We start from the raw sequence: 19,894 nt of genomic DNA, 5'->3' as shown, positions 1-19,894 counted from the left end.
CGTCTCGTCCCGTTCGCCCTCCCGGTGACCGGTCGACCGTTATGCTCCGCCGGTGATCAGGGTGCTGCGCGACTTCTCCACCGGCGTCGGGTTGTTGGCCAAGGGTTTCGGGCTGGTGTTCCGGTCGCCGAAGCTGCTGCTGATCGGCGCCGTCCCGGCGCTCGTCACGACCGTGCTGCTGATCGGCAGCCTGGTCGCGCTGGGCGCGTGGATCGACGAGATCGCCGCCTGGGCGACGCCGTTCGCCGACGACTGGGACGAGACCCTGCGCACCGCGACCCGGTTCGCCGCCGGGGTCTCGATCATCGGCGCGTACGTGGCCGTGGGGCTGCTGCTGTTCTCCGCCATCACGCTGGTCATCGGCGGGCCGTTCTACGAGCACATCGCCGAGACCGTCGAGGACGAGCACCTCGGCGGCGTGCCGGAGGCGCAGCGGGCCAGCTGGGCGCGATCGGCCGGGGTGGGCCTGCGCGACGGGGTCCTGCTGGTGGGCCTGGCGGTGCTGTGCGCGGTGCCGCTGTTCCTGGCCGGGTTCATCCCGGTGGTCGGGCAGACCGTCGTGCCGGTCGTCGCGGTCTGCGTCAACGCCACCCTGCTCGGCATCGAGCTGACCGGCATCCCGTTCACCCGGCGCGGGCTCAAGCTGGACGTCCGCCGCCGGGTGCTGCGCCGGCGCCGCGCCGTGACGCTCGGGTTCGCCGTGCCCACCTACCTGCTGTGCCTGATCCCGCTGGCCGCGCTGGTGGTGTTCCCGGCGGCGATGGCGGGCGGCACGGTCCTGGCGCACCGCCTGCTCCACGACGAGCTCAGCTGAACGGCACCCAAGCCCGCTGCGCCAACCCGTCGACCCGGGACACCAGGGCGCCCGCCGCCGACACCGTCCACAGGTCGTCGCCGACGACCAGCGCCCGCCGCACGCCGGGGTCGTGGGCCGGCGCGGCCTCGTGCCGCACCGTCCCGACCTCGGTGAAGGTGTTGTCCCGCAAGCGGAGCACCAGCACCCCGCCGGCCGGCGCGGTGGGCCGCTGCGCCGTCGGGTGGGTCGTCACCGGCAGCACCAGCAGGTCGCGGGCCGGCCAGTGCAGGAACGCGTGCGGGTCGTACTCGACCTCCGAGCTCCCGCCGGGCACGTGGTGGGCGGCGATCCGGGTGGGCGCGGCGGCGTCCGACACGTCGAACAGCGACACCTGGGTGCCCTGCGTGCGGCCCTGGTCGGTGGCCTCCTGGCCGACGCCGATCAGCTTCCCGTCGCCCGCCGGGTGCAGGTAGGCGGAGTACCCGGTGATCTTCAGCTCACCGACCCGGCGCGGTCGCGCCGGGTCGGACAGGTCCAGGGTGTAGAGGGGGTCGGTCTGCCGGAAGGTCACCACGTAGCCGACCGGCCCGACGAACCGCACGCTGTAGATGCGCTCGCCGACGCCCAACCCGTCGACCCGGCCGACCTGCACGAGCCGCGCGCCCTCCCGCACGAGCACCGTCACCGCGCTCTGCGAGGCGGGCGGCTGCTCGGGGACGCCCGGCGCGTCGAACGCGGTCGTCGCCACCCGCAGGCGCCCCTCGTGCTCGGACAGCGAGTACTGGTTGAGCAGCGTGCCCGTCACCCGGCCGGAGGCCACGTGCTCCGGCGGGCCGGGCCGGGAGATGTCGAACTGGTGGATGGCCGTGGTGGTCGGCGGCACGGGCAGCCGGCGCGGGTTGGGCACCAGGTGGTGGTCGTCGGCGATGTAGAGGGAGCCGCCGGTGCCGTAGACGGTGTCGCCGTCCGCGACGATCGCCACCGCGTCGCCGGCGCCCAGCTCGCCGGGGAAGTCGAACGTCAGCACCGACAGCACGGACGTCGCCGAGTGCTCCTCGGGGTGGCTGACCCGGTCGCACGCCACCAGCGCGCCGGAGGTGCGGGCGCCGTCGGCCCCGGTCAGCTCGTAGCGCGGCAGCCACGCCTCGATGGGCGCGGTGGCGGCGATCTCGCGGTTGCGGGCCAGGGACTGCGCCTCGGTCACGCCGTCCTGCGGGTAGACCCAGGGCAGCCGGGGTCTCGAGTGGACGACCACGCGCACCACGTCGCCGACCTGCCGCGCGTCGACGTACCGGCCGTCGACCTCCAGCGACCCGACGACCTCCGGTTCGCCCGCCAGGTCCACCAGGACCAGGGTCACGTCCTGCTCGGGGGCGAAGCCCCCCGGCACGAACCCGCCGGGCGCCGCCGCGTACGACCCGGCCACGACCAGCGCCCGGTCGCCGTGCAGCAGCAGGTGGGACGCCGATCCGGCGGGCACGTCCAGCGTGCCGGTGAGCCTGCGCGACGCGACGTCCACCACGCGCAGCTTGCCGTCGGCGACCGACACGACCCGCCGGCCGTCGGTCTTCACCAGGTCCGGTTCGTCGACGCCTGCCTCCTGCGCGTTGGTCCGGGAGTGCTCCGGCGCGGCCCGGTCCGCGGCCAGCGGCGGCACGGCCCTGACCTCGCCGGCGCTGCTGTCCAGCAGCCGGGAGCCCGCGTCGTCCAGCCCGTGCGCGCCGACGTGCGGCGCCATCGCCGCGCGCATCCCGGTGAGCGCCGCTTCGCAGCCGTCGAACGCGACCAGCCCGACCGGCACGTCCTGCCCCGGCGGCGCCACCCGCGCGCCGGAACCCCCGTGCACGGCGGAAGCCGCGCCCACCACCGCCACCAGGGCGGCCCCACCGAGCAGCGCCCCCCGCCTACCCCAGGCCCATCGCGTCATACCCCCAGGACGGACCCACCCCTCCACCGCGTTGCCCGCCCTCCCGATCCCGCCCCTCCGAATCCCACCCCCACCCCACCGAACCCACGGCCCGTTCCACCCCTTCCCCCCGCACGTGGTTGACTCACCCCCGGACTTACCCGCCCGCGAGGCCGCGTCTACCAGGCGGCCGAGCCGCCGCGACGAAGTCGCGGCAATCCAACACAGGAGCGAACATGACCAAGCCCGTGGTCGAGCCGCACGAGGGTCCGGCGCCCGCGGACCTGCTGGTCGAGGACATCACCGTCGGCGAGGGCACCGAGGCCCAGGCCGGTCAGCTGGTGCACGTGCACTACGTCGGCGTCGCCCACTCCACCGGTGAGCAGTTCGACGCCTCCTGGGACCGCGGCGAGGCGTTCACCTTCCTGCTGGGCGGCGGCCGCGTCATCGCGGGCTGGGACCGGGGCGTGCAGGGCATGAAGGTCGGCGGCCGGCGCAAGCTGGTCATCCCGCCGCACCTGGGCTACGGCGACCGCGGCGCGGGCGGCGTGATCAAGCCCGGCGAGACGCTGGTCTTCGTGGTGGACCTGCTGGGCGTGAACTAGCCCGCGCGCCCGGTTCCGGCGGCGATCCGGAACCGGGCCGGCCACCGCCGCGTCATCCGGAGTGGAGCACCACCAGCGCGATCGAGGGGGGAAGCCGCCGTGCCCGAGGACATCGGCTCGTCCGAGCGGATGCTCGAACAGTGGCAGACGGACATCGAGCAGAAGGCCGCCCGCTACCAGCGGATGGCCGAGCACGTGCAGGACCTGTCCATCACGGAGACGTCGAAGGACGGCCTGGTCCGGCTCACCATCGGCTCGAACGGCATCCTCACGGACCTGGTGATCGCCGAGGCCGCCGGCGGCAAGCGGATGGCCGAGGTGTCGGCGGAGGTGATGCGGACGCTGCAGCGCGCGCAGTCCCGCATCCCCGAACTGCTCCAGCAGGCCATGGCCGAGACCATCGGCACCCGGGACGAGACGGCCAACGCGTTGTTCGCCGAGGCGAGGAAGAACTTCCCGCCACCGCCGCAGGAGGACTTCCCGCGGCCGGTGAACCGGGAGATCCGCTTCGGCATCGAGGACGACCACCGGCCGCCACCACCGCCCGCGCACCGCCCGCCCGCGCGCCGGCCGGACGACGATGACGACTTCGGCGGGGAGTCGTTCCTGACCTGACGGCCCCGGTGCCCGGCTCGCCCCCGCGGACGGCCGCTGACCTGCGCGGTCGGCCAACCCGGCCACGGTCGACCGGTGCGGCCGTTAAGATCGGCGCACCGTTTCCGGGGGGAGCCGAGGGGTGTTCGAGCGCATGAGCCAGCCAGCCACACCGCTGTCCGAGCAGGAGCAGCAGCAGCTCGTCCGGCGGATCGGGCGGGCCATGCTCCCCGCGCTCCCGCAGGGCTGGCAGCGGATCCGGGCCGAGTACCGGGCGGCGGGCCGGCACATCGAGGTGGACCTGGCGTTCGCGGGGCCGGACGGGCAGTGGCGGCCGGTGCGCCCGCCGATGGACGTGGTGCAGCTGTTCGGCCGGCTCCGCGCGGGCATGTACACCCCGGACCGGGGCACGTGGCTGCGCGCGGTCTACGAGATCGAGGCGCCGAGCCGGTTCGCCGTCGACTTCGACGCCGAGGAGGAGCCGCGCTGGCGCAACGCGCCGCCGGTGATCGGCTTCCAGGACGAGCTGCGCGCGTTCCCCCGCGCCGACGACCGCATCCCGGACTGGCTGCGGCAGCGGGTGGGCCTGCCGCCGCGGGCCGAGGCGGTGGCGCCGGGCGAGCTGCGCACCGCCGACGTCTACGACGGGCGCGACGAGGCGGGCCGGCCGGTGGTGAACCGACCGCCGGTCGAGCCGCGGCTGCGGGACGCGCTGCTGACCTACCTGGAGGCCGCGCCGGTCGTGCTGGCCGCGCGGGACCTGGACGCGGACGAGTTCGCGCCCGGCGACCAGGACGTGCCGCTGAACTTCCGCACCGACGGCACGTGGGTCTGGGCCGGCGCGGTGCCGCACTACCTGCGCAAGCACGGCCTGCCGCCGGAACCCGCCCTGGTGCGGCACATCCGGGACCGCGACTTCCGGGTGGCCGAGGTGACCGAGGCCGTCAAGGACCGCGCCGTCGCGCTGATCACCGGCTCCGGGGACTGACCACCCGACGCGACCGCCCGCCGCGACCGGTCGCGCGCCGGTGGCCGGGGACTGCGACATCCGGGTCAGCCGGCCGCGCGCCGGCGCACCGCCGGGATAGCCTGCGCGCATGTGTCCCGCGCTGGAGGCGGTGCTGGCCGAGGCAGGTCTGCAGGTCACCCCCGACGAGTTCCTGGCCCTCGTCGCCGACGCCGCGAAGAGGCTCGCCCCGCCGCACCCCGACCGGCGCGACGCCCGCGCCGCCGCGGACCCCGAGCGGCGCCGGCCCGGCGACGACCTGCCCCGCGCCCGGACCGCGGTGGCCCACGCCGTGCTGCGCGACTCGGCGGTGACCGTCGCCGAGGCCGCCCGCCGGCTGGGCGTCGACACCAGCCGCGTCCGCCACCGCCTCGGCGTGGGCCGGCTGGTCGGCTGGAAGGACCGCGGCTCGTGGCGGCTGCCCGCGTGGCAGTTCACGGCCGCCGGCGTGATGCCCGGCCTGGAGGCCGTGCTGGCCGCCGTGCCCGCCGACCAGCCCGCGCTGGCGGTGGCCGCTTTCATGACCACCGAGCGGGCGGACCTGCCGGTCGCGGGCGGGTGCGGGTCGCCGCGCGACTGGCTGCTGGCGGGCGGCGACCCGCGGCGGGTGGCGGACCTGGTCGCCCGGCTGGGCGTCCCCGCCTGACGGCGGCCCGGCTCCGGGCGGTCAGCCGCGGCCGGCGGCCAAGCGCCGGCGCGGCGCGGGCAGGAAGCGCCCGTAGCGGACCTCCGGCAGCTCCTGGCCGCCCAGCTCGTAGCGGTGCACGAGGCCGTCGTGCCGCCACCCGTGCGATTCGTAGAAGTCGCGGCTGCTGGTGTTGTCCTGGAACACCCACAGCACCGCGTACCGGAACCCCTGCTCCACGAGGTGCCGCACCCCGGCCTCGTGCACCGCGTGCCCCGCACCGGTGCCGCGGTGGCGGGGGTCGGCGTAGATCGCGACCAGCTCGCCGGTGTTCAGGTCGGGGTGGGCGTCACCGGCCTCGCGCACCGCGTCGACCGCGCAGTAGGCGCCGACCTCGCCGCCGCCGTCCACCGCCACGAACACGCGGCTGGGGTCGGGCAGCGCCAGCACCCGCGCCCACGCCGGCCGCCTGCTCTCCGGCAGCATCCGGTCCAGCACCGGGTCGTCGACGATCCCCCGGTACGCGTGCTGCCAGGCATCGACGTTGATCCTGGCCAACTCGGGCGCGTCGTCGGGCCGCCCGGCCCGCACCGTCCACTGCATCCGGTGAGCGTGCCCCAACCGCCGCGCGACCCGCTAGGTTTCCACCAACTCGGACCGGGGCGCGCCGGCGCACAGGTAGCCCGCGTAGCCGGACCCCTTGACCGAGAAGCGGGTGGCGCGGAAGCGGGAGGGGTCCAGCTCGTGGAACCTGGTGCGCACCACGTCGTCGAACAGGCGCTCGGAGATCACCAGGACCAGGTCGCCGTCGCCGGCCGCCAGCGCCCTGCGCGCGGCCCGGGAGTCCAGCAGCCGGCAGGTCACGATCGGCGCGTGGCCGACCAGCCCGAACCGGCCCGCGGTCAGGGCGCCGCAGTGCATGGCCAGGCGCACCCGCAGCGGGGTGCCGCTGCCGCGCAGCTCCCGCAGCGCGCGGTCCAGCTGCTCGGTGAAGTGCGCGATCACCCACGCCGCGTCGACGTCGGCGGGCAGCACGGCCAGCTCGCCGTCCCCGCGCACCTGGCGGTACCACCGGCCCCGGTCCAGGCCGGCGTTGCGGGCGGCGGTGTCGAGCACCTCGCCCAGCCTCGTCTGCACCAGCGACTGGTCCAGCGCGTCCAGCTTGCTGTAGCCCTCGACGTCGACGGCGACCACCAGCCGGTAGACGAGTCCGTCGAGCGGTGTCACGGTATCCGGCTCCACCGCACCAGCATCGCCCCGGCGCGCCGGGCGAAGTAGCGGTATCACCGGGTTTCCGTGCAGTCGTACGCGATGCGGCCCAGCACCTCGCGATCCACGATCGTGATCGTCCGGTACCCCATCCGCAGGACGCCGCGGTCGCGCAGCGCCCGCAGCTCCTTGCGCGCGGTGTCCTCCTCCGCGCCGACCAGCGCCCCGAGTTCGCGCTGCGTCAGGCCGAGGTCCAGCGTGACGCCGCCCGGCACCGCCCGGCCGTAGCCGGCGGCCAGCTCGTCGAGCACCCGCGCCAGGCGCACGGACGCGGGGTAGCCGTTGAAGTCGACCCGGCGCTTGTCCGCCCACCGCAGCGTCTGCATGATCACCCGGGTGAGGGCGGGGCCCGCGTCGGAGTGCCGGGCCAGGTACTCCTGGAACACCGCGGAGGAGATCAGCCGGACGTGGGCGTCGCTGCACACCGTGATGGTCGCCGAGCGCGGCTCGCCGCTCAGCGCCGCCATCTCCCCCACGACGTCGCCGCCGACCTTGATGCTCAGCAGCGCGACGCGGCCGTTGTCCAGCGCCACGGTCGCCTTCGCCACCGCGCGCACCAGCAGCACCACGTGGTCGGAGCGCTCGCCCTCGCGCAGCACCACGTCGCCGCGCCGGTGCGCCTTGGGCACGCCGAGGTCCAGCAGCGCGGCCTGGCTGGCGGGCGAGAGCAGCGCCAGGAACGTGCCGGCGGGCCACGTTCCGGCGCGGGGTGGTGGGATCGCGGTCATGCCAGACCTCCTCGCGGGGCACCAGTGTCCCGCGAACCGGGCCGGCGATCAGCTGCCGCGCCGCGATTCCACCGCACCGGGGCTCACGACAGGTGCCGCCCCCACCACTCCAGCACGGCGTCGAAGCGCTGCTTGCGGTGCCGCGGCCGGCCGGACCGGGTCAGCTCGTGCCCCTCGCCGGGGAACAGCAGCATCTCCGCCTCGACCCCGTTGCGCCGCAGCGCGACGAACATCCGCTGCGCCTGCTCCAGCGGGCACCGCCAGTCGTGCTCGGAGTGCACGACCATGAACGGCATGGACACCTTCTCCGCGTAGGTCAGCGGGGACATGGCCCGCTGCGCCTCCAAGCCGGGCCCGCAGTACGCGTCGGTGAAGAACCAGCCGATGTCCGACGACCCGGCGAAGGAGTCCCACGCGTTGACCGCGCGCTCGCTCCACGCCGCCCGGAACCGCTCGCCGTGGTGGGCCGCCAGCCAGGAGGTCATGAACCCGCCGTAGGACCCGCCCATCACGCCGACCCGGTCGGCGTCCAGGTCCGGCCGCTCCAGCGCCACGTCCAGCAGCGACAGCACGTCGTCCACGTCCACGGTCCCGAACGCGCCGACCAGGGCCTGGCCGTGCGCCTGTCCGTACCCGGCCGAGCCGCGCGGGTTGGGCAGCACCACGGCGTAGCCCGCGCCCGCGTACACCTGGGCCTCGTCGAAGAAGCCCCAGCCGTGGTACATGAACGGCCCGCCGTGCACCGCCAGCACCACCGGGTGCGGCCCCTCGCCCTCGGGCAGCACCAGCCAGCCGTGCACCGGGTAGCCGTCCGAGGCCGACCCGGTCAGCTCGACCGCCGGCCGCAGCGGCACGCCGGCGCCGAAGGACGTCAGCACGTCCCCGCCGACCCGCACGACCTCACCCGGGCTGTCCGGGCGCGAGACGACGGCCACGACCACGTCGCCGTCGGCCGCGAACGACTTCACCTCGGCCTCGGCGCCCGCCAGCAGCTCCAGCTCGGCCAGGGGCAGCTCGACGCCGTCGAGCGGCACGCGGCGCAGCTCGACCGCGCCGCGGTTGCGCACGGCCACCAGCACGCCGTCGCCCACCACGACCGGCGGCCCGGAACCGCGCTCGCAGTCGACGCTCTCCTCCTCGGTGAGGCGGGTGAGCGCGCCGACGGAGCACCGCCACACGCTCGTGTTGCGCGCGACGGTGTGCACGCCGTCGGTCTCGGTCGAGTAGAACAGGACGCCGCCGTCGGGCAGCGCCACCGGGCACCCGGCCTGACCCGGCGACTGCACCAGCAGCTCGGGCTCGCCGCCGTCGGCGGGCACCGTGTAGAGGTCCTCGTAGAGCGTCTCGACCGCGCCCAGGTCGCGGTCGGCGACGAACACCAGCGCGGAGCCGTCGGCCGTCCACGCCGGCTCGCCCACCTTGAACGCGCCGTCGGTCAGCTCGACCGGCGCGGGCGCCTCGGCGAGCACGTCGACGGTGAACAGCCGGGGGTGGCGGTCGGCGGTGAAGCCGACGTCGTCGAGCCGGTAGTCCAGCCGCTGGATGTGCCGGGGCGCCTCGGCCTCCGGCGTCGGCGCGTCGCCGCCCGCGGGCGGCGTGGCGCCGTAGCGACCGGCCTCGGGCACGCGGGCGGTGAAGGCGAGGCGCCGCGAGTCGGGCGACCACGCCGGCGCGCCCGCGCCCAGCCGCAGGTCCGTGAGGCGCCGCGCGTCACCGCCGGTGGCCGGCATGACGTGCAGCTGCGGCGCGGCGCCCGGTCCGTCGGCGCGCAGGAACGCGACCCACCGCCCGTCCGGGGAGATCCGGGGCGCGGAATCGCGCTCCGCCCAGGTCCAGCGCCGGGCGCCACCCGCCAGGGACACGGCGTGCAGCCCACCCCGGTAGGCGTCCGCGGCGACGTCCGGCGTGGCGGTGTTGACCAGGACGAGGTCCCCCCGCACCGACAGGGAGCCGGGCAGGGTCAGCGACTGCAAGTCATCGGGGCGCACGCGAGCACGCTACCCCAAAACTCGTTAGCAAGGCTTACGAGATTTTGACGCTCACAGTGCCGCCGCCCGACGGCCCGGCGGGCGCGCTCACTTGACGGGGGTCTTGACCGCCTCCGGGTCGCGCCGGACCTTGATCAGCGACGCGACCGTGGTGATGGCCAGCACGCCCACGATCACCGACAGCGACAGCTCGATCCCGATCACCGGCACCGGCAGCGGCTCGCCGCCGTTGAGGAAGGGCAGCGAGTTCTGGTGCAGCGCCTCCAGGATCAGCTTCACGCCGATGAAGCCCAGGATCACCGACAGGCCGATCGACAGGTACACCAGCTTGTTCAGCAGGCCGCCGAGCAGGAAGTACAGCTGCCGCAGGCCCATCAGGGCGAACGCGTTGGCGGTGAAGACCAGGAACGGCTCCTTGGTCAGGCCGAAGATCGCCGGGATGGAGTCCAGCGCGAACAGCAGGTCGGTCGTGCCGATGGCGACCATCACGATGAACATCGGGGTGACGAACCGCTTGCCGTTGACCCGGATGAACGACTTCGACCCGTGGTAGCTGTCGGCCACCGGGAAGATCCGGCGCACGAAGCGCAGCGCCGCGTTCTCCTTGAACCCCTCTTCCTCCTCCTCGGCGTGGTCGGTGCGCGCCAGCTTGTAGCCGGTGTAGATCAGGAACGCGCCGAAGAGGTAGAAGACCCAGCTGAACTGCGCGATGACCGCCGCGCCGACGGCGATGAAGACGCCGCGCATGACCAGCGCCATCACGATGCCGATCAGCAGCACCTTGTGCTGGTGGATCGCCGGCACCTTGAAGGTGGTCATGATGATCAGGAAGATGAACAGGTTGTCGACGCTGAGCGAGTACTCGGTGATGTAGCCGGCGAAGAACTCGCCCGCGTACGTGCCGCCGGAGAAGTACCAGAGGCCGAGCCCGAACGCGACGGCCACCGCGACGTAGAACGTGACCCACCGGCCGGCCTCACCGATGGTGACCTCGTGCGGTTTGCGGTCGACGATGAACAGGTCGATCGCGAGCAGCGCCAGCAGCCCTGCGATCGTCGCGATCCACAACCACGCGGGAACACCCATCAAGACACCTCCGGTACATCGCGCGCACGCCAATGACCGGAGGTCTCCTCCACCGACCTGCTGGTCGGCCGACGGTACCGGGACCCCCACGCTGGGCTCCGTGCTGACGACACCGCCGCTCAGGGAGTACTCCCCTCCACACTGCGCACAGTCTCACGCATCATTGCGGCTCCGCGCCAGCCGGGGTGATCAGTCTTACCCGGCCGGGTGCGCACAAGCTGAGAGCAGGACCACCCCGGTGACACCGTGTTCTCAGCAAACGCGGCCATTCGGCCCCGTTCCGCCTAAGGTCAACAAGGTGGCCCACTCCTCCCGCTTCCGCGGCAGGTGGTCGCTCCCCGCGCTGGTCGTGCTGGTCGCCCTGGTGGGCGCCGTCGTGGTCTGGGCGCGGCAGGGCGACGACCCGCCCCCGGTGAGCACGCGCGACGCGGTGATCGACGTGCCGGAGAGCCCGGACAGCGACCGGGCGATCCAACTCGACACCACCCTCTACCTGCCCGAGCGCACCCCAGCTCCGGCGGTGCTGCTGCCGCACGGCTTCGGCGGCAGCAAGGACGGCGTGGCCGCGCAGGCGACCGAGCTGGCGCAGCGCGGGTTCGTCGTGCTCGCCTACTCGGCGCGCGGCTTCGGCCGCAGCACCGGCCAGATCGCGCTGAACTCGCTGGACCACGAGGTCCGCGACGCGCAGAAGCTGCTGGACTGGCTGGCCACCCGCGAGGAGGTGCGCACCGACGCGGCGGGCGACCCGAGGGTCGGCGTGACCGGCGGCTCCTACGGCGGCGCGCTGGCGCTCTCGCTCGCGGGCGTGGACCGGCGGGTCGACACGATCGCCCCGGTGATCACCTACAACGACCTCGGCCAGGCGCTGCTGCCGAACGCCGCGCGCGCCGACGCCGTGGACGCCTCCTCGGTCTCGCCCGGCGCGTTCGGCCAGGACGGCGTGTTCAAGCGGTCGTGGGCGGGCATCTTCTTCTCCGCCGGGCTGTCCGGCGGCGACCTGGCCACCCCCGGCCAGGAGGCGCAGGAACCCGGCCAGGACGACGAGGGCGGCCCGGCGGACGCCGCGCCGACGAGCACCGCGCCGACCAGCACCGCGCCACCGCCGCCGGGCGCCTCGCCCCCCACCGGGCCCGTCAACGGCGCGTGCGGCCGGTTCCAGGCCGACGTGTGCGCCGCCTACACCGACGTGGCGACCACCGGCCGGGCCAGTGCGCGCACGCTGGAGGTGCTGCGCCGCGCGTCGCCCGCCGAGGTGACCAACCGGATCACCCAGCCGACCCTGATCGTGCAGGGCGAGCAGGACACCCTGTTCGGCCTCGACCAGGCCGACGCCAACGCCCGCCAGATCGCCGCCAACGGCGCGAAGGTCAAGGTCGTCTGGTACGCGGGCGGCCACGACGGCGGCTCCCCCGGCCCCGAGCTGCGCGGGCGGATCGCCGACTGGCTGGCCTTCCACCTCGACGGCAAGGGCGCCGACCCGGGCGTCAGCTTCGAGTACACGGTGGTGGGCGCGTTCCGCAGCAGCGGCTCGCCCTCCCTGCGCACCGTGGTCGCGCCGCACTACCCGGGGCTGCCCGGCTCTGAGCCGGTCGAGCGCCGGGCCGTGCCGCTGGCCGGCCGCGAGCAGACGGTGGTCAACCCGGCGGGCGGCAACCCGGCGGCGGTGAGCAGCCTGCCCGGCCTCGGCTCGGCGCTGTCGCGCTCCAGCTCGGTCGCCGCGCGGCTGGCGGTCGACCTGCCGGGGCAGGCCGCGGTGTTCGCCAGCGAGCCGTTCACCTCGCAGGTGCTGCTGACCGGGGCGTCGACGGTGCGGCTGCGGGTGGCGGCGGTGCCCGGCCAGCCGGTGCCCGCCGACGGCGCGGTGCTGTTCGTCAAGCTGTACGACGCGGACTCCAACGGCGTGCGCACGCTGCCCGGCTCGGCGGTGGCCCCGATCCGCGTCCGGGACCTGCCCGCCGACGGCGCGCCGGTCGAGGTGACGGTGACGCTGCCCGGCGCGGTGCGCCCGGTGGAGAGCGACCACCGGCTGCACCTGGTGGTGTCGACCACCGACCAGGCTTACGCCAACGCGACCGAACCCACCGCGTACCGGATCTCGCTGGCGTCGCCGGACCTGTCGGTGCCGGTGGTGCCGGGCGCGAACGCGACCAGCGGCGTGCCGACCGGGGCGCTGTGGGGCATCGGCATCGTGATCATCGCCTGCCTGGTCGTGGCGGTGGTGGCGTGGTTCCGCCGGCGGCTGGCCGCCGACGTCGACCCGGAGCTGACCGGCGTGCCGCTGGTGATCTCCGGCCTGACGAAGTCCTACCCGGGCGGCCTGACGGCCGTGCGGGACCTGTCGTTCCGGGTGGAGCACGGCCAGGTGCTCGGCCTGCTCGGGCCCAACGGCGCGGGCAAGACGACGACGCTGCGGATGCTGATGGGCCTGATCACGCCGTCGGAGGGCGAGATCAGGGTGTTCGGGCACCGGGTGAGCCCCGGCGCGCCCGTGCTGTCCCGGATCGGGTCGTTCGTGGAGGGCTCGGGCTTCCTGCCGCACCTGTCCGGCCGGGCGAACCTGCGGCTGTACTGGGCGGCGACCGGCCGGCCCGAGGAGCAGGCGCACTTCGACGAGGCGCTGGAGATCGCGGGCCTGGGCGACGCGGTGCACCGCCGCGTCCGCACCTACAGCCAGGGGATGCGGCAGCGGCTGGCCATCGCGCAGGCGATGCTGGGCCTGCCGGACCTGCTGGTGCTCGACGAGCCGACCAACGGGCTCGACCCGCCCCAGATCCACCAGATGCGCGACGTCCTGCGCCGCTACGCGGCGGCCGGGCGGACGGTGGTGGTGTCCTCGCACCTGCTCGCCGAGGTCGAGCAGACGTGCAGCCACGTCGTGGTGATGCACAAGGGCACCCTGGTCGCGGCCGGCCCGGTCGAGGAGATCGCGACCGGCAGCGGCGAGGCCAGCTTCCGGGTCGACCGGCCCGAGGCGGCGGCCGAGGTGCTGCGCGGCCTGGCCGGCGTGCGGGGCGTGGCGGTGGACGGCGAGCAGGTGCACGTCGGCCTGGGCGGCACGCCGCGCGCGGAGGCGCTGGAGGCGCTGGTGAAGGCGGGGGTGGCGGTGGACCAGGCCGGTCCGCGCCGCCGGCTGGAGGACGCGTTCCTGGAACTGGTGGGCGAGTGATGGCGGGCGAACAGGGCGTGCACACCGATCCGTCGGCGATCACCGACCTGACCGACGCGGCCGAGCACGAGCACCCGGCGGTGGCGCCGGACGGCTCGAAGGTCGGCTACCGGGCGCGGCGGACGCTGCCGATCCGGGTGGAGCTGGTGCGGCAGCTGCGCCGCCGGCGGACCCAGCTGGTGCTGGGCTTCCTGGTGCTGCTGCCGTTCATCCTGGTGGTGGCGTTCGAGCTGGGCCAGGCGTCGCCGAACCGGCGGTCGGGCGGGTTCGTGGACCTGGCGACGGCCAGCGGCGTGAACTTCGTGATCCTGACGCTGTTCGTGAGCAGCAGCTTCCTGCTGCCGATGATCGTGGCGCTGTTCTTCGGCGACACGATCGCGTCCGAGGCGTCGTGGTCGAGCCTGAAGTACCTGCTGGCGGCGCCCGTGCCGCGGCACCGGCTGCTGCGCAAGAAGGCGCTGGCGTCCGGCCTGCTGGCGCTGGCGGCCCTCGTCCTGCTGCCCGCCGTGGCGCTGGCCGTCGGCGTCGGCTGGTACGGGGCGGGCGAGGCGGTCAGCCCGACCGGCGAGGCGTCGTCGTTCGGCTCGGGCGTGGTCTCGCTGGCGCTGGCGGTCTGCTACATCTCGATCCACCTGTTCTGGGTGGCGGGCCTGGCGCTGTACCTGTCGGTGTCGACCGACGCGCCGCTGGGCGCGGTCGGCGGAGCGGTGCTGGCGTCGATCCTGTCGCAGATCCTGGACCAGATCACAGCGCTGGAGGACCTGCGCGACTACCTGCCGACGCACTACGCGCTGGCCTGGGCGGACCTGCTGTCGACCGACGTCGACTGGTCCCAGATGGCGAAGGGCGTCTTCTCGGCCCTGGCCTACGGCGCCTTCTTCACCCTCCTGGCCGCCCGCAAGTTCGCCCGCAAGGACATCACGAGCTGACCGGTCGGCCCGGTCGCCGCGGCGACCGGGCCGGCTCGGCGGGCCGGCGTTGGGGGCCGCAGTCGAGGGCCGCAGTCGAGGGCCGCAGTCGGGATCACGGACAAGGGCCGCGGTCGGGAATCGCGGTCGGGAATCGCGGTCAGGGACAATCGTTCGGGGATCGCCGAGCCTGCGGTTCGAGTCGGCGTCGGGGGCCGCGCCGGCGCACGCCGCGAACCGGCGCCGGGAGTCGCGAGCCCGTGCCTCAGGCCGGCACCGGGGGCCGCTTCGCCTTCGGCAGCTTGGCGACCACCGCCTCGTAGGACCGGTCGAGCAGCTCGCGCACCTCGTCCTCCGGCACGGCCCCGCCCAGCTGCACCCGGTTCCAGCCGTAGCGGCCGAAGTAGGCGCCGACCGTGATGTCCTCGGGGAAGCGCTCCCGCCACTCGGCGGCCTCGTCGGCGCTCGCCCCGCACTTCACGCTCACGAACTCGGCCGCCAGCCCGATGAACGCGAAAGCCTTGCCGCCGACCTTGCAGACCAGCTCCCCGTCACCCCAGGGGTAGGTCTCCCGGGCGCCGGGCTTGGCCAGGCAGTGCGCGATCACCTCGTCGAGCGTCATGGCGCCCACGCTAGCCGGCCCCACCGACAAAACCGGGCGCCCACCGGGCGGGAGCCCCACCGGACGAGACCCCACCTGCCGGGGCGCGCTCCGATCGAGGCGTGCTCCGGTCGAGGCGCGACCCGGACGAGACGCCCACCACCCGAGGCATCCACCGGACGAGACGCCCACCGGACGAGACGCCCACCCGACGAGGCGCCCACCGAACGGGGCGCACGCAGGACGAGACACCCACCGGCCGAAGGCCCCCACCGGATGAAGGCCCCCACAGCCGAGGCACGCTCCAGCCGGGGCGGCCCGGCACCGGCCGAGCCGCCGCCGACCGGAGCCGGGGTTGGAGCGCGGCCGAAGTCGAGCGCGGCCGAAGTCGAGCGCGGTCGGGCGGGAGCCCGTGCCGGCCCCCTACTTCACCCCCGCGGCGTCCATGCCGCGCAGCTCCTTCTTCAGGTCCTGGATCTCGTCGCGCAGGCGGGCGGCCAGCTCGAACTGGAGCTCCCGCGCCGCGTTCATCATCTGGTCCGTCAGCTGCTGCACCAGGTCCGCCAGCTCCGACCGGGCCATGCCGGCGGTGTCGCGGTCGGCCAGGACGCCGGAGCTGCGCCCGCTCGCGCCCGGCTCGCCGGTCGGCTTCTTGCCGCGCGAGGCGTTGCGGCCCGAGCCGCCCGGCTCGATCGCGTCCTCGGCCTCGGCGTAGACCTGCTCCAGGATGTCGGTGATCTTCTTGCGCAGCGGCTGCGGGTCGAGGCCGCGCTCCTCGTTGTACGCGACCTGCTTGGCCCGCCGGCGGTTGGTCTCGTCGATCGCGTGCCGCATCGAGTCGGTGACGCGGTCCGCGTACATGTGGACCTGGCCCGACACGTTGCGCGCCGCGCGGCCGATCGTCTGGATGAGGCTCGTGCCGGACCGGAGGAAGCCCTCCTTGTCGGCGTCCAGGATCGACACCAGGGAGACCTCCGGGAGGTCCAGGCCCTCGCGCAGCAGGTTGATGCCGATGAGCACGTCGTAGTCGCCCAGGCGGAGCTGGCGCAGCAGCTCGACCCGGCGCAGCGTGTCGACCTCGGAGTGCAGGTAGCGCACCCGGATGCCCAGCTCCAGCAGGTAGTCGGTGAGGTCCTCGGCCATCTTCTTGGTCAGCGTGGTGACCAGGACGCGCTCGTCGCGCTCGGCCCGCACCCGGATCTCGTGGACCAGGTCGTCGATCTGGCCCTCCGTCGGCTTGACGACCACCTCCGGGTCGACCAGGCCCGTCGGGCGGATGACCTGCTCCACGAACTCGCCGCCCGCCTGGCCCATCTCGTACGGGCCGGGCGTCGCCGACAGGTAGACCGTCTGGCCGATGCGGTCGGCGAACTCCTCCCAGGTCAGCGGACGGTTGTCCAGCGCGCTGGGCAGCCGGAAGCCGTGCTCGACGAGGTTGCGCTTGCGCGAGGCGTCGCCCTCGTACATGCCGCCGATCTGCGGCACCGTCACGTGCGACTCGTCGATGACCAGCAGGAAGTCGTCCGGGAAGTAGTCGATCAGCGTCGCCGGCGCGGTGCCCGCGGCCCGGTCGTCGATGTGGCGCGAGTAGTTCTCGATGCCCGAGCAGAAGCCGACCTGGCGCATCATCTCGATGTCGTAGGAGGTGCGCATCCGCAGCCGCTGCGCCTCCAGCAGCTTGCCCTGCCGCTCCATCCGGCCCAGCTGCTCGGCCAGCTCCGCCTCGATGTTGTGGATGGCCTTCTCCATCCGCTCCGGCCCGGCCACGTAGTGCGTCGCCGGGAAGATGCGCAGCTCGTCGACCTCCCGGACCACGTCGCCGGTCAGCGGGTGCAGGTAGTAGAGCTTGTCGATCTCGTCGCCGAAGAACTCGACGCGCACCGCCAGCTCCTCGTACGCCGGGATGATCTCCACCGTGTCGCCGCGGACCCGGAAGGTGCCCCGGTTGAACGCCACGTCGTTGCGCGCGTACTGGACGTCCACCAGGGCGCGCAGCAGCAGGTCCCGGTCGACCTCGCCGCCGGCCTCCAGGTGGATGGAGCGGTCCAGGTACGACTGGGGCGTGCCGAGGCCGTAGATGCACGACACCGAGGCGACCACGATCACGTCCCGCCTGGTCAGCAGGCTCATCGTGGCCGAGTGCCGCAGGCGCTCCACGTCCTCGTTGATCGAGGAGTCCTTCTCGATGTAGGTGTCCGTCTGCGGGATGTACGCCTCGGGCTGGTAGTAGTCGTAGTAGCTGACGAAGTACTCCACCGCGTTGTCGGGGAAGAACTCCTTCAGCTCGTTGGCCAGCTGGGCGGCCAGCGTCTTGTTCGGCGCCATCACCAGCGTGGGGCGCTGCAGCTTCTCCACCAGCCACGCCGTCGTGGCGGACTTGCCGGTGCCGGTCGCGCCGAGCAGCACGACGTCCTTCTCGCCCGCCCGGACGCGCCGCTCCAGCTCCGCGATCGCGGCGGGCTGGTCGCCGGCCGGCTGGTAGTCGCTGACCACGCGGAACTTCCCGTCGGTGCGGGGGATGTCGCCGACGGGTCGGTGCGCCGAGTGCGCCTTGACCGGGATCTCGGTAGGGAAAGCCACGCACACGAAGGTACGCCCCGGGTACGACAATTTCCGGCCGCCGCGGGTGAGACCGGACACGAGCCCTTGACGGCGCGCCCGGTCCGCCCGCCGGCCGGTCCTCAGCAGTCGCAGCCGCAGCAGTCGCAGCCGCCCCCGCGACCCCCGGAGCAGCCGCAGTCGCCCGACCCGCAGTCGCAGTCGCAGCCGTCGCGCCACTTGCCGCTCCACGGGCCGGGGAACGGGTCGCGGCAGCAGTACTGGCAGGTCCCGCACTGGTAGAGCACGGCCAGGCAGCCGAGCAGGACCCCGCGCGAGCGGGGCGGGTGGACCAGGGCCGGCCAGGACCACAGGCCCGAACCGGGTCCGGGCTGCTCGCCCTTCCGGTTGCCCGCGGTCGGCCGCGGTGGCGGGCGGTCGCCCGCGGCGGGCGCGGAGCCCCGCGCACCGCCCTCGACGCCGTGCGCGCGGCACTGCGCGGCCTCGGGTCCGCCGGGCGAGCCGAAGGCGCGCCTGATCGACTCGCGCACCTCGTGCACCAGCAGGGCGTGCACCAACCGCCCGTCGGTGAACTCCACGTCCTCGAGCGCCAGCTCGATGCCCAGGGCGGCGTCCTCGCACAGCCGCCGCGCTTCGGCGCGCGACGTGCCGGTGGCCTCCAGCGGGTTCCACGAGCCCGACGCGCGGTCCCCGGCCAGGTCCTCCACGGCGTCGATCAGGTGCGCCAGGCGCCCGAACAGCCGCCCGACCTCGCGCAGCGCGACGGCGTTGGCCGGGCGCCCGGCCAGGACCGCGGTCTGCGCCACGGCCTCGCCGGCGGCCGTCTCGGTCGGCTCGGTCACCGCCAGCACCGAACCGCCGCGCCCGGCCGCCGCCTCCACCGCCGGCTGCCGCCGCACCGCCGCCACCAGCACCCCGGTGTCGAACCCCAGGTCGGCGCCGGTCGACTCGGCCTGGGCGGCCCACCGCCGCGCGACCTGCCTGCCCAGCCCGCGCACCGGCGCCCGGCGGAACGCCCCGTCCCGGTCGGCCACGTGGTCGCCGACCTTCGCCGACGCCAGCACCAGCGACACCGCCGCCGCCAACCGCGCGCCCGCGCCCACCGCCACGTCGGCGGACCGCATCCCGCGCAGCGCGCACGGCCCGGCGACGCGCCGCGAGCGGGTCGTCTGGGCCTCCACGAGGGCCGACACGACCAGGCCGTCGTAGTTGGTGACCACGCGCGCCAGGTGGCCGTGGTCGTCGCGCAGCGCCAGGCACAGGCCGCACAGGTGCGCGAGCCACGACTCGCGCAGGTCCGCGCCCAGGCGGTTGCGGCACGGGCGGATGATCCCGAACATGGTGCGCAGACTAAGCGACGTTCACACTTTCGGGTGACAAAATCAGGTGTTCGGCGGGCAGCGGCGCCTATGGTGCCGGGCGTGACGCCGAGCGCGGCAGGGACCTCCCCCATGCACATCCACCCGCCGAAGGTCGAGTACTTCGACCTGGACGCCAAGAGCAACACCGACCCGAAGGGCCACCTGCGCGGCGTCGAGGAGTACCGGCTGACCCGGGCCGGCCTCTACATGTCCCGCCCGGTGCCCGGCCACCCGGAGCTGTGCCACTTCGAGTCGTGGCTGCTGCCCGCGCACGGCCTCCGCGTCACCCGCCAGTCCTGGCACCCCGGCCACGAGCGCGACTACGACTTCTACGTGGACGTCGTGGAGATCAGCTCCGGCGGCTCGGTGTGGAAGACCGTCGACCTCTACCTGGACCTGCTCGTGCGCACCGGCCGGAGCGTCACCGTGCTGGACACCGACGAACTGCTGGCCGCCCTGGACCGCGGCCTCGTCCAGCCGCACCGGGCCCAGTGGGCGCTGGAGACCACCTACCGCGCGGTCGCCGGCATCGCGGCCCACGGGCACGACGCGGTGCGCTGGCTGGCGGCGCAGGGCACCGTGACCACCTGGCGGCGGTGTTAATACAGAGGGTGAGATTTTCCGGTCAACCACCCCTGCTGTTCGTCACCGGAAAGAGATCCCTTACAGCACAGACCGTGATGTAACAAATCGACC

17 protein-coding genes are annotated in these 19,894 nt (G+C 74.2%); 8 read left to right on the top strand and 9 right to left on the bottom strand.

Annotated features, from left to right (window positions below; all coding sequences use genetic code 11):
* The first annotated feature begins 61 nt into the window (after window positions 1-61).
* Entirely contained in the window at window positions 62-814 is a 753-nt protein-coding gene (locus tag JOE68_RS23045; RefSeq protein WP_204846244.1) for an EI24 domain-containing protein, read from the top strand.
* On the opposite strand, the gene JOE68_RS23040 is transcribed toward JOE68_RS23045, so the two are convergent.
* Complete coding sequence (locus JOE68_RS23040; protein WP_204844365.1) at window positions 807-2,723, bottom strand: beta-propeller domain-containing protein; 1,917 nt, start codon at window positions 2,721-2,723, stop codon at window positions 807-809. The two genes, JOE68_RS23045 and JOE68_RS23040, sit on opposite strands and share 8 nt — an antisense overlap.
* A gap of 215 nt (window positions 2,724-2,938) precedes the next feature.
* Between JOE68_RS23040 and JOE68_RS23035 the strand changes: the two genes are divergently transcribed.
* The 4 genes from JOE68_RS23035 (at window position 2,939) to JOE68_RS23020 (ending at window position 5,553) form a co-directional block, all read left to right on the top strand.
* Window positions 2,939-3,307 carry an FKBP-type peptidyl-prolyl cis-trans isomerase gene (locus JOE68_RS23035; RefSeq protein ID WP_204844364.1) on the top strand — a complete coding sequence of 123 codons (369 nt, stop codon included), beginning with the start codon at window positions 2,939-2,941 and terminating at the stop codon, window positions 3,305-3,307.
* 99 nt (window positions 3,308-3,406) lie between these two features.
* Window positions 3,407-3,922 (top strand): YbaB/EbfC family nucleoid-associated protein, encoded by a 516-nt coding sequence (locus JOE68_RS23030; RefSeq protein ID WP_204844363.1) that lies wholly within the window; start codon window positions 3,407-3,409, stop codon window positions 3,920-3,922.
* 133 nt (window positions 3,923-4,055) lie between these two features.
* Complete coding sequence (locus JOE68_RS23025; RefSeq protein WP_204844362.1) at window positions 4,056-4,889, top strand: hypothetical protein; 834 nt, start codon at window positions 4,056-4,058, stop codon at window positions 4,887-4,889.
* 109 nt (window positions 4,890-4,998) lie between these two features.
* The gene (locus tag JOE68_RS23020; RefSeq protein ID WP_204844361.1) at window positions 4,999-5,553 is read left to right on the top strand and encodes a DNA-binding protein; all 555 of its coding nucleotides are present in this window, start codon (window positions 4,999-5,001) and stop codon (window positions 5,551-5,553) included.
* A 21-nt stretch (window positions 5,554-5,574) separates the two neighbouring features.
* Here JOE68_RS23020 and JOE68_RS23015 read toward each other — a convergent pair whose 3' ends face one another.
* From JOE68_RS23015 to JOE68_RS22995, 5 genes are all read right to left on the bottom strand, one after another.
* The gene (locus JOE68_RS23015) at window positions 5,575-6,135 is read right to left on the bottom strand and encodes a GNAT family N-acetyltransferase (protein WP_204844360.1); all 561 of its coding nucleotides are present in this window, start codon (window positions 6,133-6,135) and stop codon (window positions 5,575-5,577) included.
* Window positions 6,136-6,168: 33 nt separating this feature from the next.
* A complete protein-coding gene (locus tag JOE68_RS23010; protein WP_307819833.1) occupies window positions 6,169-6,759 on the bottom strand; it encodes a hypothetical protein in 591 nt (196 codons plus the stop codon).
* Between the two features lie 56 nt (window positions 6,760-6,815).
* Window positions 6,816-7,529 carry a Crp/Fnr family transcriptional regulator gene (locus tag JOE68_RS23005; protein WP_204844358.1) on the bottom strand — a complete coding sequence of 238 codons (714 nt, stop codon included), beginning with the start codon at window positions 7,527-7,529 and terminating at the stop codon, window positions 6,816-6,818.
* An 83-nt stretch (window positions 7,530-7,612) separates the two neighbouring features.
* Window positions 7,613-9,517 (bottom strand): S9 family peptidase, encoded by a 1,905-nt coding sequence (locus tag JOE68_RS23000; RefSeq protein ID WP_204844357.1) that lies wholly within the window; start codon window positions 9,515-9,517, stop codon window positions 7,613-7,615.
* A gap of 87 nt (window positions 9,518-9,604) precedes the next feature.
* Window positions 9,605-10,603: a TerC family protein gene (locus tag JOE68_RS22995; RefSeq protein WP_204844356.1), complete on the bottom strand. Its 999-nt coding sequence runs from the start codon at window positions 10,601-10,603 to the stop codon at window positions 9,605-9,607.
* A gap of 298 nt (window positions 10,604-10,901) precedes the next feature.
* On the opposite strand from JOE68_RS22995, the gene JOE68_RS22990 reads away from it, so the two are divergent.
* Complete coding sequence (locus JOE68_RS22990) at window positions 10,902-13,769, top strand: alpha/beta fold hydrolase (RefSeq protein WP_204844355.1); 2,868 nt, start codon at window positions 10,902-10,904, stop codon at window positions 13,767-13,769.
* Window positions 13,769-14,698: a DUF2705 family protein gene (locus tag JOE68_RS22985; RefSeq protein ID WP_204844354.1), complete on the top strand. Its 930-nt coding sequence runs from the start codon at window positions 13,769-13,771 to the stop codon at window positions 14,696-14,698. The genes JOE68_RS22990 and JOE68_RS22985 overlap by 1 nt, the downstream gene beginning before the upstream one ends.
* A gap of 244 nt (window positions 14,699-14,942) precedes the next feature.
* On the opposite strand, the gene JOE68_RS22980 is transcribed toward JOE68_RS22985, so the two are convergent.
* The 3 genes from JOE68_RS22980 to JOE68_RS22970 all read right to left on the bottom strand — a co-directional run bounded on the left by JOE68_RS22980 (window position 14,943) and on the right by JOE68_RS22970 (window position 19,177).
* Entirely contained in the window at window positions 14,943-15,299 is a 357-nt protein-coding gene (locus JOE68_RS22980) for an MmcQ/YjbR family DNA-binding protein (RefSeq protein WP_204844353.1), read from the bottom strand.
* Between the two features lie 402 nt (window positions 15,300-15,701).
* A complete protein-coding gene (uvrB, locus tag JOE68_RS22975) occupies window positions 15,702-17,858 on the bottom strand; it encodes an excinuclease ABC subunit UvrB (RefSeq protein ID WP_307819831.1) in 2,157 nt (718 codons plus the stop codon).
* Window positions 17,859-17,959: 101 nt separating this feature from the next.
* Window positions 17,960-19,177, bottom strand: a complete 1,218-nt coding sequence (locus JOE68_RS22970; protein ID WP_204844352.1) for a DUF5685 family protein — start codon at window positions 19,175-19,177, stop codon at window positions 17,960-17,962.
* A 111-nt stretch (window positions 19,178-19,288) separates the two neighbouring features.
* Between JOE68_RS22970 and JOE68_RS22965 the strand changes: the two genes are divergently transcribed.
* The gene (locus JOE68_RS22965; RefSeq protein ID WP_204846242.1) at window positions 19,289-19,801 is read left to right on the top strand and encodes a ribonuclease FAU-1 family protein; all 513 of its coding nucleotides are present in this window, start codon (window positions 19,289-19,291) and stop codon (window positions 19,799-19,801) included.
* Window positions 19,802-19,894 lie beyond the last annotated feature (93 nt).

This window comes from Saccharothrix algeriensis, assembly GCF_016907655.1.
GTDB lineage: Bacteria > Actinomycetota > Actinomycetes > Mycobacteriales > Pseudonocardiaceae > Actinosynnema > Actinosynnema algeriense.
Note: the sequence above shows the minus strand (reverse complement) of the source record. Positions and strands in the feature narration are given on the sequence as shown.

What these genes read in the sequence shown, in the direction of transcription:
- JOE68_RS23040 (WP_204844365.1), bottom strand. Translation starts at nt 2,723, where the DNA reads ATGACGCGATGGGCCTGGGGTAGGCGGGGGGCGCTGCTCGGTGGGGCC.
- JOE68_RS23035 (WP_204844364.1), top strand. Translation starts at nt 2,939, where the DNA reads ATGACCAAGCCCGTGGTCGAGCCGCACGAGGGTCCGGCGCCCGCGGAC.
- JOE68_RS23025 (WP_204844362.1), top strand. Translation starts at nt 4,056, where the DNA reads ATGAGCCAGCCAGCCACACCGCTGTCCGAGCAGGAGCAGCAGCAGCTC.
- JOE68_RS23020 (WP_204844361.1), top strand. Translation starts at nt 4,999, where the DNA reads ATGTGTCCCGCGCTGGAGGCGGTGCTGGCCGAGGCAGGTCTGCAGGTC.
- JOE68_RS23015 (WP_204844360.1), bottom strand. Translation starts at nt 6,135, where the DNA reads ATGCAGTGGACGGTGCGGGCCGGGCGGCCCGACGACGCGCCCGAGTTG.
- JOE68_RS23005 (WP_204844358.1), bottom strand. Translation starts at nt 7,529, where the DNA reads ATGACCGCGATCCCACCACCCCGCGCCGGAACGTGGCCCGCCGGCACG.
- JOE68_RS22995 (WP_204844356.1), bottom strand. Translation starts at nt 10,603, where the DNA reads ATGGGTGTTCCCGCGTGGTTGTGGATCGCGACGATCGCAGGGCTGCTG.
- JOE68_RS22985 (WP_204844354.1), top strand. Translation starts at nt 13,769, where the DNA reads ATGGCGGGCGAACAGGGCGTGCACACCGATCCGTCGGCGATCACCGAC.
- JOE68_RS22980 (WP_204844353.1), bottom strand. Translation starts at nt 15,299, where the DNA reads ATGACGCTCGACGAGGTGATCGCGCACTGCCTGGCCAAGCCCGGCGCC.
- JOE68_RS22970 (WP_204844352.1), bottom strand. Translation starts at nt 19,177, where the DNA reads ATGTTCGGGATCATCCGCCCGTGCCGCAACCGCCTGGGCGCGGACCTG.
- JOE68_RS22965 (WP_204846242.1), top strand. Translation starts at nt 19,289, where the DNA reads ATGCACATCCACCCGCCGAAGGTCGAGTACTTCGACCTGGACGCCAAG.